General features: G+C 73.7%; 14 protein-coding genes. 13 read left to right on the plus strand and 1 reads right to left on the minus strand.

Annotated features, from left to right (window positions below):
* A partial coding sequence (locus tag B7P34_RS31545) for a biotin/lipoyl-containing protein (RefSeq protein ID WP_146166984.1) occupies window positions 1–127 on the plus strand: 127 nt, incomplete at its 5' end.
* Between the two features lie 56 nt (window positions 128–183).
* Entirely contained in the window at window positions 184–1,125 is a 942-nt protein-coding gene (locus B7P34_RS31550; RefSeq protein WP_106681611.1) for an AMP-binding protein, read from the plus strand.
* Between the two features lie 120 nt (window positions 1,126–1,245).
* Here B7P34_RS31550 and B7P34_RS31555 read toward each other — a convergent pair whose 3' ends face one another.
* Window positions 1,246–2,139, minus strand: a complete 894-nt coding sequence (locus B7P34_RS31555; protein ID WP_106681612.1) for a hypothetical protein — start codon at window positions 2,137–2,139, stop codon at window positions 1,246–1,248.
* Window positions 2,140–2,640: 501 nt separating this feature from the next.
* Between B7P34_RS31555 and B7P34_RS31560 the strand changes: the two genes are divergently transcribed.
* The 11 genes from B7P34_RS31560 to B7P34_RS31610 all read left to right on the plus strand — a co-directional run.
* Window positions 2,641–4,119: an FAD-dependent monooxygenase gene (locus B7P34_RS31560; RefSeq protein ID WP_106681613.1), complete on the plus strand. Its 1,479-nt coding sequence runs from the start codon at window positions 2,641–2,643 to the stop codon at window positions 4,117–4,119.
* A 62-nt stretch (window positions 4,120–4,181) separates the two neighbouring features.
* Window positions 4,182–4,511 (plus strand): TcmI family type II polyketide cyclase, encoded by a 330-nt coding sequence (locus B7P34_RS31565; RefSeq protein WP_106681614.1) that lies wholly within the window; start codon window positions 4,182–4,184, stop codon window positions 4,509–4,511.
* Between the two features lie 34 nt (window positions 4,512–4,545).
* Window positions 4,546–5,814, plus strand: a complete 1,269-nt coding sequence (locus B7P34_RS31570) for a beta-ketoacyl-[acyl-carrier-protein] synthase family protein (RefSeq protein ID WP_106681615.1) — start codon at window positions 4,546–4,548, stop codon at window positions 5,812–5,814.
* Entirely contained in the window at window positions 5,811–7,028 is a 1,218-nt protein-coding gene (locus tag B7P34_RS31575; protein ID WP_106681616.1) for a ketosynthase chain-length factor, read from the plus strand. Before B7P34_RS31570 ends, B7P34_RS31575 begins: the two co-directional genes overlap by 4 nt.
* 95 nt (window positions 7,029–7,123) lie before the next feature.
* Entirely contained in the window at window positions 7,124–7,384 is a 261-nt protein-coding gene (locus B7P34_RS31580; RefSeq protein ID WP_106681617.1) for an acyl carrier protein, read from the plus strand.
* 181 nt (window positions 7,385–7,565) lie between these two features.
* Window positions 7,566–8,351: a 3-oxoacyl-ACP reductase FabG gene (fabG, locus tag B7P34_RS31585; RefSeq protein WP_106681618.1), complete on the plus strand. Its 786-nt coding sequence runs from the start codon at window positions 7,566–7,568 to the stop codon at window positions 8,349–8,351.
* Between the two features lie 64 nt (window positions 8,352–8,415).
* Window positions 8,416–9,360 carry an aromatase/cyclase gene (locus tag B7P34_RS31590; RefSeq protein WP_106681619.1) on the plus strand — a complete coding sequence of 315 codons (945 nt, stop codon included), beginning with the start codon at window positions 8,416–8,418 and terminating at the stop codon, window positions 9,358–9,360.
* Window positions 9,361–9,363: 3 nt separating this feature from the next.
* Window positions 9,364–11,673: an SDR family oxidoreductase gene (locus B7P34_RS31595; RefSeq protein ID WP_106681620.1), complete on the plus strand. Its 2,310-nt coding sequence runs from the start codon at window positions 9,364–9,366 to the stop codon at window positions 11,671–11,673.
* Between the two features lie 258 nt (window positions 11,674–11,931).
* Window positions 11,932–13,422 carry an MFS transporter gene (locus B7P34_RS31600; protein WP_106681621.1) on the plus strand — a complete coding sequence of 497 codons (1,491 nt, stop codon included), beginning with the start codon at window positions 11,932–11,934 and terminating at the stop codon, window positions 13,420–13,422.
* Window positions 13,419–13,874, plus strand: a complete 456-nt coding sequence (locus B7P34_RS31605) for an acyl carrier protein (protein WP_106681622.1) — start codon at window positions 13,419–13,421, stop codon at window positions 13,872–13,874. The genes B7P34_RS31600 and B7P34_RS31605 overlap by 4 nt, the downstream gene beginning before the upstream one ends.
* Window positions 13,871–14,619: 4'-phosphopantetheinyl transferase family protein (locus B7P34_RS31610; protein ID WP_106681623.1), on the plus strand; the 749-nt coding region annotated here is incomplete at its 3' end. The genes B7P34_RS31605 and B7P34_RS31610, both read left to right, overlap by 4 nt.

A 14,619-nucleotide genomic window follows, 5' to 3' on the forward strand; every position in this document is an offset into this window, starting at 1 on the left:
GGTCCTTGAGGCGATGAAGATGGAACAGCCCCTCAACGCCCACCGCGCGGGCACCGTCAAGGGCATCACCGCCGAAGTCGGCGCCTCCGTCTCCTCCGGCGCCGTCATCTGCGAAATCAAGGACTGAGCTGCCGCGGGCACCCGCGGAGCTCCGACGACCGAAGAACGTAAGGACTTGTCGGCATGAGCACCCTCACCCTGGCCCCCGTCTCCGCCGGGGAGGGGGGCCCGCGGGTACCCGCGTCGCTCCCCGCCCCCGCCCCGGTGCACCGCACCGTCGCGCGGCAGGCGGCGGTTCACCCCTCGCGCACGGCCGTCCGCGCCCACGACGGCGTCCTGACCTACGGCGGCCTCGACCAGCGGGCCAACCACCTCGCGCACCGGCTGCGGGCGCACGGCGTACGGGACCGCGACACCGTCGCCGTCTGCCTCGAATCCTCCGCCCGGCTGCTCGTGGCCCTGCTCGGCGTCCTCAAGGCCGGCGCGGGCTACGTCCTGCTGGACCCGGCCCGCGTGCGCGACGGCAGCGCCCTGCCGTTCCTGTACGGCAGCGGGGCGAGGGTGGTCGTGACGCAGGAACTCTTCGCGGGGGTGCTCGGCGGCGGCCGGCTGACCGTGCTCCCCGACGTCACCCCCGCCTCCGCGTCCTCCACCGCCGTCCTCCCGCCGGCCTCGGACGTCACGCACGCCGACACCGCCTACGTCCTGCCCGTACGGGGCGACCGGGGCGTGAGCGTGCCGCACACCGTCGTCGACCGGCTGGCCGCCGACGGCCGCTTCCTGCCGGTCACCGCCGGCGACGTGGTCCTGCAGTACGCGCCCGCGGTCGCCGACGGCACCGCCCTGGCGCTGTGGGCACCCCTCATGGCCGGGGCGAGGCTGGTCCTGCCCCCGCCCGGCGAGCTCACCCCGTACGAACTGGCCGCCCTCGCCCGCGAGGAGCGCGCCGGCATCCTGCGCGTGACGTCCCGGCACCTGTCGGAGCTGACCGAGGCGGGCGTCCTGCCGGGGCTGCGGGGGCTGCGCTGCCTGGTGGTGGCGGGCGACGCCCTTCCGCCGGACGAGGCCGCCCGCGTCGCCGGCCTCCTGCCCGCGACGCACGTGATCGAGACGGCGCGTCTCTGACGCCACCCGCACCTGAAAGGGGCCGGTACGGATTCCGTACCGGCCCCTTTCAGGTGCGTGGCGAGCGCCTGGTCGGCGGTCTCCCGGCGCACCCGCGCCCGGAGACCGCCGAACCCAGGCTCAGCCCGCTGCCGCCGCCCCCTGCCGGCCCGCCAACGTCCCCTGGACGTCCGCCTCGTGGTAGTACGTGCGGCCCGAGCGGGTCTGCCGGCGCCACCGGGCCCGGCTGGCGTGGCGGTAGACGCTGCCGGGCGCGATGCCCCACAGGCGTGCGATGTCCGCGGCGCCGATCCATCGCGTACCCGCAGCAGCCCCCGTCGCCGCCCCCGCCGCCCGCGCGGCCGTCCCCGGCCGCACGCGCCGGCTCAGCTGCAGCCACTGGTGGCCCAGCCAGTGGTGCGCGGGGTCGGCGTCGCAGGTGATCTCGGCGGGCTCGTGCGGGGTCCGCGCCCGTACCGTCGCGGTCAGCGAGCCCGTGCAGCCGGGCTCCACGCACGCGCCCACCGCCACCTGCCGGGCGGCGTCCGGGTCGATGACCCGCCGGGCCCTGCGCACCACGCGCGCGATCTCCTCGGAGAGCTCGCCGGCCGCCGGGTGCGCGGCCAGCCACCCCACGTGCTGCAGCAGGAAGCGCGCGAGGGCCGCCGCGTCCCGGCGGGGGGCGGCCGCGCCGCGCTCCTGGACCACCAGCGCCGACCACGCGCCCAGCACGCCCATGACGGCGGCCCGTACGTCGGCCGCCGTGGCGTTGAAGGGCATGCCCGGCAGCGGGCCGCCCGAGACCTTCTCCCGCCGCGGCCCGGAGGCCCCCAGGGCCAGGGCGCACTCCTCGTACAGGTCGGGCAGCCGCATCAGCTCCAGCCCGAGCCGGGCCCGGCACGCCGTGCACAGCAGCGCGGGCGCCTGCGCGGGGCGCCGGTGCTGCTTCCCGCGCCCGGCGGCCTCCCGCGCCCGGCAGCCCGTGCCCCGGCAGGGCACCACGGGCCCGGCCGCGCTCGCGTTCGCTTCCTGCATCTCTTTTCCCCCATCACGTTCCGGCCGTCCCGGGCCGCCCGGGAATTCAGGGCGGGAGTCGTCCGTGCCACCGGAAGGGCACGGGGACGGCGGCCGATACGGCCATGGCCGCGAGTCTGCCGGAGAAGGGGCGGAAATCGGTGTTCTTTTACGCGACCGCAGCGGATCTTGCCATTCGCTGACACGACTTCACCGGGACCTGAACAAGGGCCACTTGACCGGCAGGGGCCGGGTGAAGAATAGTTTTCGTAACGTCCGCAGAGCTGTCGGAAAATCCCGGAGCGCGTGGCACCGGTAAGGGCCGCGGCGAGGGAAAACTGGTCCCGCGAGCGGATCTTGCAATTCCCTGACAGTTTCTCATCAGAGCTTTGAGAAACCGCATCTTGACCCATGACGCGAAAGCTGAAGAAGCTGTTCGTCAGAGTCGCCGGACTGTTGCCGTCGATATCCGGCCGCCGATGCGGTTCCGCCAAGGAAAAACCCAACTGCAAGGAGAGGTCCATGGACGCTGCGGTGATTGTCGCAGGCGCCGGTCCGGCCGGGCTCATGCTCGCCGGCGAACTGCGGCTCGCAGGGGTGGAGGTCATCGTCCTGGAGCGGCTTCCGAAGCGCACCGGGGAATCCCGCGGGCTGGGCTTCACCGCCCGCACCATGGAGATCTTCGACCAGCGCGGTCTGCTCTCCCGCTTCGGCGAGGTCGAGACCAGCAACGTCGGCCACTTCGGCGGCCTGCCCGTCGACTTCGGCGTCCTGGAGGGTGCCCACCAGGCCGCCAAGTCCGTTCCCCAGTCCCACACCGAGACCGTGCTGGAGGACTGGGTCACGAGCCTCGGCACCGACCTGCGCCGCAGCCACGAGCTGCTCGCGGTCAAGGACACCGGGGAGGGCGTCGAGGTCACGGTGCGCGGCCCCGAGGGCGAGCACACCCTCACCGCCCGCTACCTGGTCGGCTGCGACGGCGGCCGGAGCCTGATCCGCAAGGCGGCCGGCTTCGACTTCCCCGGCACCGCCGCCACGATGGAGATGTTCCTCGCCGACGTCCGCGGCCTCGACCTCGAACCGCGCATGATCGGGGAGACGCTCCCCGGCGGCATGGTGATGGTGGGCCCGCTGCCCGGCGGCGTCACCCGCATCATCGTCTGTGAGCGCGGCACCCCGCCCCAGCGCCGCACGACGCCGCCCTCGTACGAGGAGGTCGCGGCCGCCTGGAAGCGCCTGACCGGCACGGACATCTCGCACGGCGAGCCCGAGTGGGTGTCCTCGTTCGGCGACGCCACCCGCCAGGTCACCGAGTACCGCCGCGGCAACATCATCCTGGCCGGCGACGCCGCCCACATCCACCTGCCGGCCGGCGGCCAGGGCATGAACACCAGCATCCAGGACGCGGTCAACCTCGGCTGGAAGCTCGCGGCCGTCGTCAAGGGCAAGGCCCCGGCGGGCCTCCTCGACACGTACCACGGCGAGCGCCACCCGGTCGGTCAGCGCCTGCTGATGAACACCCGCGCCCAGGGCCTGCTCTTCCTCTCCGGCCCCGAGGTCCAGCCGCTGCGCGACGTCCTCACCGAGCTCATCGGCTACGAGGAGGTCAGCCGCCACCTCGCGGGCATGGTCTCCGGCCTGGAGATCACGTACGACGTCGGCACCGGCACCCACCCGCTGCTCGGCAAGCGCATGCCCCGCCTGGCCCTGCGCACCGCCGCCGGCCGCGAGACCAGCAGCACCGAACTGCTGCGCGCCGCCCGGCCCGTCCTGCTCGACCTGGAGGACAACGCCACCCTGCGCGCCCGCGCCGCCGGCTGGGCCGACCGCGTCGACATCGTCACGGCCACCCCCCGGGACGTCACCGCCGCGAGCGGCCTGACCGGCACCTCCGCCGTGCTCGTCCGCCCCGACGGCTACGTCGCCTGGGCCGCGCCCGGCAGCCACCACGACCTGACCATGGCCCTGGAGCGCTGGTTCGGCAGCCCGCTCGGCGCCTGACGCCCGGCCGTCGTCACCGCACGTCACCCCAACTGCCCCACGCCCAAGGAGATCGCACCCTCATGCACAGCACCCTGATCGTGGCCCGGATGGAGCCGGGTTCCAGCGCCGACGTCGCCCGCCTCTTCGGCGAGTTCGACGCCACCGAGATGCCCCACCGCATGGGCACGCGCCGCCGGCAGCTCTTCTCGTACCGCGGCCTGTACTTCCACCTGCAGGACTTCGACACCGACAACGGCGGTCAGCTCATCGAGGAGGCCAAGAGCGACCCCCGCTTCGTCGGCATCAGCGAGGACCTCAAGCCGTTCATCGAGGCCTACGACCCGGCGACCTGGCGTTCGCCGGCCGACGCGATGGCCACCCGCTTCTACTCCTGGACGGCCGCCAAGTGAAGCCGTCCGCCGACACGATGGGAGGCGACCACTAGTGGGGCGCCGGGTAGTAATCACTGGAATCGGAGTGCTGGCACCGGGAGGTATCGGCACCAAGAACTTCTGGAGCCTGCTGAGCGAGGGCCGCACCGCGACCCGCGGGATCACCTTCTTCGATCCCTCGCCGTTCCGCTCCAAGGTCGCGGCCGAGGCCGACTTCGACCCCGAGCTCCACGGGCTCACCCCGCAGGAGATCCGGCGCATGGACCGCGCCGCCCAGTTCGGTGTCGTCACGGCCCGCGAGGCCCTGGCCGACAGCGGCCTGGACCTGGCCGGCTTCGACCCGCACCGCACGGGTGTGACCATCGGCAGCGCCGTCGGCGCCACCACCGGTCTCGACAACGAGTACCGCGTCGTCAGCAACGACGGCCGCCTCGACCTCGTCGACCACACCTACGCGCCCTCGCACCTCTACAACCACTTCGTGCCCAGCTCCTTCGCCGCCGAGGTCGCCTGGGCGACCGGCGCCGAGGGCCCGGCCACCGTGGTCTCCACCGGCTGCACCTCCGGCATCGACTCCGTCGGCCACGCCGTCGAGCTGATCCGCGAGGGCACCGCCGACATCATGATCACGGGCGCCACCGACGCCCCGATCTCGCCGATCACGATGGCCTGCTTCGACGCCATCAAGGCCACCACGCCGCGCAACGACGACCCCGAGCACGCCTCGCGGCCCTTCGACGGCACCCGCAACGGCTTCGTCCTCGGCGAGGGCTCGGCCTGCTTCATCCTGGAGGAGCTGGAGAGCGCGAAGAAGCGCGGCGCCCGCATCTACGCGGAGATCGCCGGCTACGCCTCGCGCTGCAACGCCTTCCACATGACGGGCCTGCGCCCCGACGGCCGCGAGATGGCCGAGGCCATCACCGTCGCGCTCGCCGAGGCCCGGATGAACCCCGAGTCCATCGACTACATCAACGCGCACGGCTCGGGCACCAAGCAGAACGACCGCCACGAGACGGCCGCCTTCAAGCTCAGCCTCGGCGACCACGCCTACCGCACCCCGGTGAGCTCCATCAAGTCGATGGTCGGCCACTCGCTCGGCGCGATCGGCTCGATCGAGATCGCGGCGTCGGTGCTGGCCATGGAGAACAACGTGGTGCCGCCCACCGCCAACCTGCACACCCCCGACCCCGAGTGCGACCTGGACTACGTCCCGCTCACCGCCCGGGACCACCGCACGGACGCCGTCCTGACCGTCGGCAGCGGCTTCGGCGGGTTCCAGAGCGCGATGGTGCTGGCCCGTCCCGAGAGGAGCATGGCGTGACCGCCAAGGTAGTCATCACCGGCATCGGCGTCGCCACCCCCAACGGGCTCGGCGTCGACGACTTCTGGGCCGCGACCCGGATCGGCAAGAACGCCATCGGGCCCGTCACCCGGTTCGACGCCGCGCAGTACCCCTCCCGCCTCGCCGGCGAGATCCACTCCTTCACGGCCGAGGACCACCTGCCCAGCCGCCTCATCCCGCAGACCGACCGGATGACGCGCCTGGCCCTGGTCGCCGCGGACTGCGCCTTCGAGGACGCCGGCGTCAAGCCCGGCGACATCCCCGAGTTCGACATGGGCGTCGTGACCGCCTCGACCTCCGGCGGCTTCGAGTTCGGCCAGAACGAGCTCAAGAAGCTGTGGAGCCAGGGCAGCCAGTACGTCAGCGCGTACCAGTCCTTCGCCTGGTTCTACGCCGTCAACAGCGGCCAGATCTCCATCCGCAACGGCATGCGCGGCCCCTCCGGCGTCGTCGTCAGCGACCAGGCCGGCGGCCTCGACGCCATCGCCCAGGCCCGCCGCCAGATCCGCAAGGGCAGCAAGCTCATCTTCTCGGGCGGCTTCGACGCCTCGATCTGCCCCTGGGGCTGGGTCGCGCAGGTCGCCGGCGGCCGCATGACCACCAGCGACCAGCCCGAGCGCGCCTACCTGCCCTTCGACGCCGACGCCAGCGGCTACGTGCCCGGCGAGGGCGGCGCCCTGATGATCCTGGAGGACGCCGAGGCCGCCCGCGCCCGCGGCGCCGCCAACGTCTACGGCGAGATCGCCGGCTACGGGGCCACCATCGACCCCAAGCCCGGCAGCGGCCGCGAGAGCGGACTGCGCCGCGCCATCGAGACGGCCCTGGCCGACGCGGAGCTCGCGCCCGGGCAGATCGACGTCGTCTTCGCGGACGCCGCCGGCAGCCCCGACCTCGACCGCATCGAGGCCGACGCCCTGACCGCCGTCTTCGGCCCCGCCGGCGTCCCGGTCACCGCGCCGAAGACCATGACCGGCCGCCTGTACTCCGGTGCCGCACCGGTGGACGTGGTCTCCGCCGTCCTGGCCATGCGCGAGGGCCTGATCCCGCCCACCACCAACGTCACGCTCGCCCCCGAGTACGACATCGACCTGGTCACCGGCCAGGCCCGCACCGCGTCCGTGCGCGCCGCGCTGGTCATCGCCCGCGGACAGGGCGGCTTCAACTCCGCCGTCGTCGTCCGCGCCGTCGACTAGGCCCCCTCCGGGCCCTTCCGGCCCCCTTCGCTTTCCGCGGCGGCCAGCGTCGCCCGCCGCCACCCACCTCTTACGTGTTCCAGGAAAGGACCGGCATGTCCCACCAGGAGTTCGCCCTCGAGGACCTCAAGCGCATCCTCCTCGAAGGCGCAGGCGCCGAAGAGGGCGTCGACCTCGACAGCGACATCCTCGACACCGACTTCGAGGAGCTCGGCTACGAGTCCCTGGCCCTGCTGGAGACCGGCGGCCGCATCGAGCGCGAGTACGGCATCGAGTTCGACGACGACGCCTTCGCCGAGAACCGCACCCCGCGCGCCCTGGTCGCGCACGTCAACGGCCTGCTGCAGTCCGCCTGACGCACCCCGCAGCACCGCGCGCGGCACCCCGGGCCGGCCGCCCCCTTCCGGCGGCCGGCGGCCGGCCCGGCGCCCGCGCACCCTTCGCGCCCGTCCGTGACGCCCCTCCACGGACACCCCGCGCCCCCCTTCACGTTTCCGGACGCCTTTCGCCGCGTCCTCACCATTGGAGCCACCCACCATGTCGCAGCCCGAGCAGCGCGTCGCCCTCGTCTCCGGTGCCACCAGCGGAATCGGCCTCGCCGTCGCCCGCCTGCTGGCCTCCCAGAACCACAAGGTCTTCATCGGCGCCCGCAGCGCCGACAACGTCGCCGCCACCGTCAAGCAGCTCCAGGACGAGGGCCTGGACGTCGACGGCACCACCCTCGACGTCCGCTCCGGCGAGTCCGTCCACGCCTTCGTCGCCGCGGCCGTCGACCGCTTCGGCACCGTCGACGTCCTGGTCAACAACGCCGGCCGCAGCGGCGGCGGCGTGACCGCCGACATCGACGACGAGCTGTGGAACGACGTCATCGACACCAACCTCAACAGCGTCTTCCGCCTCACCCGCGAGGTCCTCACCACCGGTGGCCTGCGGGAGAAGAGCCGCGGCCGCATCATCAACATCGCCTCCACCGCCGGCAAGCAGGGCGTCGTCCTGGGCGCCCCGTACTCCGCGTCCAAGCACGGCGTCGTCGGCTTCACCAAGGCCCTCGGCAACGAGCTCGCCCCCACCGGCATCACCGTCAACGCCGTCTGCCCCGGCTACGTCGAGACGCCGATGGCCCAGCGCGTGCGCGCCGGTTACGCCGCCGCCTACGACACCTCCGAGGACGTCATCCTCGACAAGTTCCAGTCCAAGATCCCCCTCGGCCGCTACTCCACCCCCGAGGAGGTCGCCGGCCTGGTCGGCTACCTGGCCTCCGACACGGCGGCCTCCATCACCGCGCAGGCCCTCAACGTCTGCGGCGGCCTGGGCAACTTCTAGGCCCCGCCCGCCGCAAGCCCCGCGCCCCCACCGCACCCACACCGTCACCCGAGGAGCAACCAGCATGTCGCAGACCGGTCTGCGCGAGGTGGAGCACGAGATCACGATCTCGGCCCCGGCCGCCGCCGTCTACCGCCTGATCGCCGACGTCGCCAACTGGCCGCGGATCTTCCCGCCGACCATCTACGTCGACCACGTGGAGAAGGGCGCGACCACCGAGCGCATCCGCATCTGGGCCACCGCCAACGGCGAGGCCAAGAACTGGACGTCGCGCCGCACCCTGGACGAGAAGGCCCTCACGATCACCTTCCGCCAGGAGGTCTCCACCCCGCCGGTCGCCTCCATGGGCGGCACCTGGATCATCGAGCCGCTGGACGAGGCCACCTCCCGCGTCCGCCTCCTGCACTACTACCGCGCCATCGACGACGACCCCGAGGGCCTCGCCTGGATCGACGAGGCGGTCGACCGCAACTCCCGGTCCGAGCTCGCCGCCCTCAAGACCAACGTCGAACTCGCCCACGCCGCCGAGGAGGTGACCTTCTCCTTCGAGGACACCGTCCAGATCAACGGCTCCGCCAAGGACGTCTACGACTTCATCAACGAGGCGCACCTGTGGTCCGAGCGCCTCCCGCACGTGGCGACGGTCCGCCTGGAGGAGGACACCCCGGGCCTGCAGACGCTGGAGATGGACACCCGCGCCAAGGACGGCTCCACCCACACCACCAAGTCCTTCCGCGTCACCTTCCCCTCGCACAAGATCGCGTACAAGCAGGTCACCCTGCCGGCGCTGATGACGCTGCACACGGGCTACTGGACCTTCGCCGAGAACGAGGACGGCGTCGCCGCCTCCTCGCAGCACACCGTCGTCCTCAACACCGAGAACATCACCAAGATCCTCGGTCCGGACGCCGGCGTCGCGGAGGCCCGCGAGTACGTCCACACCGCCCTGAGCACCAACAGCCGCGCGACGCTCGGCCACGCCAAGGCCTACGCCGAGCAGCGGGCCTGACCCATGGCCCGCACGTACACGGAAACCCAGGTGATCGTGGTCGGAGCGGGACCGGTCGGGCTGCTGCTCGCCGGCGAGCTGCGACTGGCCGGCGCGGACGTCGTCGTCATCGAGCGGCTCACCGAGCCCACCACCGAGTCCCGGGCGTCGACCCTGCACGCCCGCACCATGGAGATCCTCGACAGCCGCGGCCTGCTCGACGGCCTCGGCGCCGTGCCGCAGGAGACCCGGGGCCACTTCGGCGGACTCCCGCTCGACCTCACCCTTCCCACCCCCTACCCGGGCCAGTGGAAAGTCCCGCAGATCCGTACCGAGGAACTGCTCGCGGAATGGGCGACCGGCCTGGGAGCGGTCATCCTGCGCGGCCACGAGCTGCGCGGGCTGACCGTCACCGGGGACCACGCCGAGGCCGAGGTGGCGGCCGGCGGCGAGGTCGTACACCTGCGGGCCAAGTGCGTCGTCGGCTGCGACGGCGAGAACAGCGCCGTGCGGCGCCTGGGCGGGTTCGCCTTCCCCGGCGCCGACGCCGGCCGGGAGCTGCTGCGCGCCGACGTCGACGGCATCGACGTCCCCAACCGGCGCTTCGAGCGCCTGCCCGGGGGACTGGCCATCGCGGCGCGGCGCCCCGACGGCGTCACCCGCGTCATGGTCTGCGACTTCGGCCGCACCGCCGCCCCGCGCAGCGAGAACGTGGAGTTCCACGAGATCGCCGACGCCTGGAAGCGCGTCACCGGCGAGGACATCTCCGGCGGCACGCCGCTGTGGGTCAACGCCTTCACCGACGCCTCCCGCCAGGCGGAGCAGTACCGCGACTACCGCCTCTTCCTCGCCGGCGACGCCGCCCACCAGCAGATGCCCATCGGCGGCCAGGCCCTCAACCTCGGCCTGCAGGACGCCTTCAACCTCGGCTGGAAGCTCGCCGCCCAGGTCCAGGGCCGCGGCCCCGAGGGCCTCCTGGACAGCTACCACAGCGAGCGCCACGCCGTCGGGCAGCGCACCCTGAGCAACATCCGCGCCCAGGCCCTGCTCCTGCTGGGCGGCCCCGAGGTCGAAGCCGCCCGCGACGTCATGGGCGAGCTCATCGACGGGCACGACGAGGTCCGCACCCACCTCGCCGGCATGATCTCCGGCCTCGACGTCCGCTACGACGTCGGCGCCGGCGACCACCCCCTGCTCGGACTGCGCCTGCCGCACTGGCCGGTGCGGACCGGCGGCCCGCAGCAGGACGGCGAGGAGTCCACCACCGCGCTGCTGCGCTCCGGAGGCGGCCTCCTCCTGGACCTCACCGGCTCCACCGACCATGGCGACCTGCTGCGTTCCGCCGCGGCCCCGTGGTCCCACCTGGTCCGCACCGTCACCGCCCGCCCCACCGACGCCACCCCCGCCGGAGCCACCACCGTGCTGGTGCGCCCCGACGGCCACGTGGTGTGGGCCGCCCCGGCCGGCGGCGCCCCCACCGAGGGCCTCACCCGCGCCCTCACCCGCTGGTTCGGCGAACCGGCGCACCAGACAACCGCTCCAGCCACTCCAGCCACGAACGGGAGAACAGACATGGGCAGCCTCAGCGGCAAGACAGCGCTGGTCACCGGCTCCAGCCGCGGCATGGGCCGCGCCACCGCGATCCGCCTGGCCAAGGAGGGCGCCCTCGTCGCCGTCCACTACACCAGCAACAAGGACGCCGCGGACGAGGTCGTCGCCACGATCGAGAAGGACGGCGGGCGCGCCTTCGCCGTCCGCGCCGAACTCGGCGTCCCCGGCGACGTCCACGAGCTCTTCCTCGGCCTGGAGCAGGGCCTCAAGGAGCGCACCGGCACCACCACGCTCGACATCCTCGTCAACAACGCGGGCGTCATGGGCGGCGTGTCCGCCGAGGACACCACCCCCGAGCAGTTCGACCGGCTCTACGCGGTCAACGCCAAGGCCCCGTTCTTCATCATCCAGCGCGCCCTGAAGAACCTCCCCGACGGCGGCCGCATCGTCAACATCTCCTCCGGCCTCACCCGCGTGGCCAACCCCGAGGAGATCGCCTACGCGATGACCAAGGGCGCCGTCGAGCAGCTCGCCCGCCACTTCGCCAAGCTCCTGGGCCCGCGCAACATCACCATCAACAGCGTCGCCCCGGGCATCACCCGCAACGGCAACCCGGCCTTCGACATCCCCGAGGTCGTCGACCAGATGGCGGCCCTGTCCGCCTTCAACCGCGTCGGCGAGCCCCAGGACGTCGCCGACGTCGTCGCCTTCCTCGCGAGCCCCGACGCCCGCTGGGTCACCGGCGCCTTCATCGACGCCACCGGCGGCACCCTCCTGGGCTGACGCCGCGCGGCCCCGTCCGGCGGATCCGGGTGACGGCGCGGCCCGGCACCGCCGGGCCGCGCCGTCCCTCCGGACCCGCGCTCAGAGCCCGACCGCAGGAACTCCGCAGGGCCGTGGCACGGCACCGCCGAAGAGAAAATCCCGCCGCGACGGCGAGCAACCCTCACGGCGAGGGTCCGGCGGCATGCCGACCCGCCGCAGCCGCCGCGCCAGAAGATCCGCCGGAAGGCAACCCGCCGGAAAGGCACCCCGCAGACCATGAAGACGCTCCCTCCACCCACCGCCGCCACCGCCCCCGACGGGCGGATGAGCCGGCGCCAGTGGGGCCTGCTGCTCGTCCTGGCAGGCAACATGCTCATCGACGCCCTGGAGGTGTCGGTCGCCGTCGTCGCCGTGCCCTCCATCGGCGACGACCTCGGGCTGGCCCGCAGCAGCGCCCAGTGGGTCATGACCGGCTTCGCCCTCGGCTTCGGCGCCCTCATGCTCTTCGGCACCCGTGCCGTCGCCCTGGCGGGCCGCCGCCGCATGTACCTCCTGGCCCTGCTCGGCTTCGCCGCCGCCTCCCTCCTGGGCGCCGTCACCGGCGAGCCCGCCGTGCTGATCGCCACCCGTTTCGTCAAGGGCTTCTGCGCCGCCCTGACCGCCCCCACGGGCCTGGCCATCCTCAGCACCGCCATGCGGGCGGGGCCCGAACGCGACCGGGCCATCTCCGTCTACACGCTCTTCGGGGCGGGCGGCTTCACCGCCGGCCTCCTGCTCTCCGGCGCCCTGACCCCCCTCAGCTGGCGCTGGACCTTCGCCTTCCCCGCCCCCGCGGTCCTGCTCCTGTTCGCCCTGTGCCTGAAGCTCATCCCCGCCGACGAGGCCCCCGCGGACGGAGACCGCCACTACGACACCGCGGGCGCCGTCACCCTCGCCGGCGGACTGCTGGCCCTCGTCTACGGCATCACCGCCCTGCCCGGCCACGGCGCCGGCGACCCCCGTACGCTCGGCGCCCTCGTCCTGGCCGCGGCGCTGCTGGCCTGGTTCGCCCGCCACGAGCGCCGCACCCCCCGGCCGCTGCTGCGCACCGAGCTGCTCGCCCACCCCGCGATGCTGCGCTCCGCCGTCGGCGCCGCCACCCTCAACGGCTCCTACCTCGGCCTGCTGTTCCTCGTCAGCTACCAGACGCAGACCCTGTGGGGCTGGTCCCCCTGGCAGACCGCCCTGGCCATCGTGCCCGCCAGCGCGCCCCTGGCCGTCACCGCGCTGCTGTCCGGACGCATGGTCGCCCGCTGCGGCGCCCCGCGCCTGATCGCGTTCGGCGCCCTGCCGCCCCTGCTCGGGTACGTCCTCTACCTGCGCCTGCCGGCGGGCGGCGGCAGCCTCGTTCACGTCACCGCCGTCCTGCCCACCATGCTGCTGGTCGGCGCCGGCTTCGTGCTGTCCTTCGCCGCCCTGAACATGCAGGCCGTCTCCGGGCTCCCCGCCGCCGAGCGCGGCGAGGCCAGCGGCGTCTACCAGACCGCCGTGCAGCTCGGCGCCGCCGTCATGCTCGCCGGCGTCGCCGCCCTGCTGACGGCCTATCAGCCGCAGCCGGGCGCCACGGAGGAACAGGTCCTGGCCGGCTACCGGCCGGCCCTGGAACTCATCACCGCGGCAGGCGCCCTGGGCCTGCTCACCGCCCTCACCGGCCTGGGCCGGCCGCGCCCCCGCACCGCCGGGCCGGCGGCACCCCACCTGACCACCGTCCCCAAGGGGAAGCCATGACCCTCCTCGCGATCCCGGCCCCCGCCGGCTGGGACCTCGACCTCGCCCACGACTACGACGACGACCTCCCGCCCGCCGGAGCCGAAGCCCCCGAGCAGGACGTCGTCGCACCCGACCCGGCCGGTCTCGCCGCCGTGGGCCTCGACGAGCGCACCGCCCTGCTCGACGCGTACGTCCGCGGCGAGCTCGGCCGCGTCCTGCACGTCGCGCCCGGCAGCATCGACGTCGCCGGCCGCACCATGAACAGCCTCGGCGTCGGCTCCATCAACGGCCTCGAACTCCAGGCCCGCATGGAAGCCGCCCTCGGCATCGACGTCGACCTGCAGCGGCTGCTGCGCGCCAACTCCGCCGCCGAACTCATCGACTGCCTCGCCGGGCAGCTCGGCCCGGAGGACAGCCCGCACAAGTCCGCCGCCCGCCGCAGCACCGGCACTCCGGCGGCCGCCGCATGACCGCACCCGCCGTCACCGAGGCGGGAGCGCTCGACCTCTGGCTGATCAGGAGCCCCGCTCCGGCCGACGCCGGGCCGCTGGACCTGACGGTCCTGGACGAGGCCGAACGCAAGCGGGCGGCGTCCTTCATCCGCCCGTCGGACGGCATCACGTACACCAGCGCCCACATCGCCCTGCGCCGCCTCCTGGGCGCCTACCTCGGCATCCCCGCGCGGGAGGTCGCGTTCCTGCGCGAGCCCTGCCCGGGCTGCGGCAAGCCGCACGGCCGCCCCGCCGTCACCGCGCCCGGCCCGCCCCTGCACTTCTCCCTGTCGCACAGCCACGGCATGGCCCTGGTCGGCGTCGCGGACCGGCCCGTGGGCGTCGACGTCGAACGCCACCCCCGGGCCGGCACCGTCGGGGTCTGCACCCCGGCCCTCCACCCCGGGGAGCAGGACGAGCTCGACGCCCTGCCCGAGGAGGAGCGCCCCGCCGCCTTCGGGCAGCTGTGGACCCGCAAGGAGGCGTTCCTCAAGGGCCTGGGCACCGGGCTGAGCCGCGGACCCTCCGTGGACTACCTGGGCCCCGACCCCGGCCGCAGACCGCAGGGCTGGACCCTGCTGGACATCCCCTGCGGCCCCCGCCACCACGGCGCCGCCGCCCTGGCCGGCGGCGCCCCCACCACGACCCGGCTGCGCCTGCTGCCCGCCGCCGCCCTCCACCACGGCGGCACCGCCGACGTCCGGGCCGGCGCCCGCGAGCCGGC

It is taken from the genome of Streptosporangium nondiastaticum, from assembly GCF_003011965.1.
Classification (GTDB): domain Bacteria; phylum Actinomycetota; class Actinomycetes; order Streptomycetales; family Streptomycetaceae; genus Streptomyces; species Streptomyces nondiastaticus.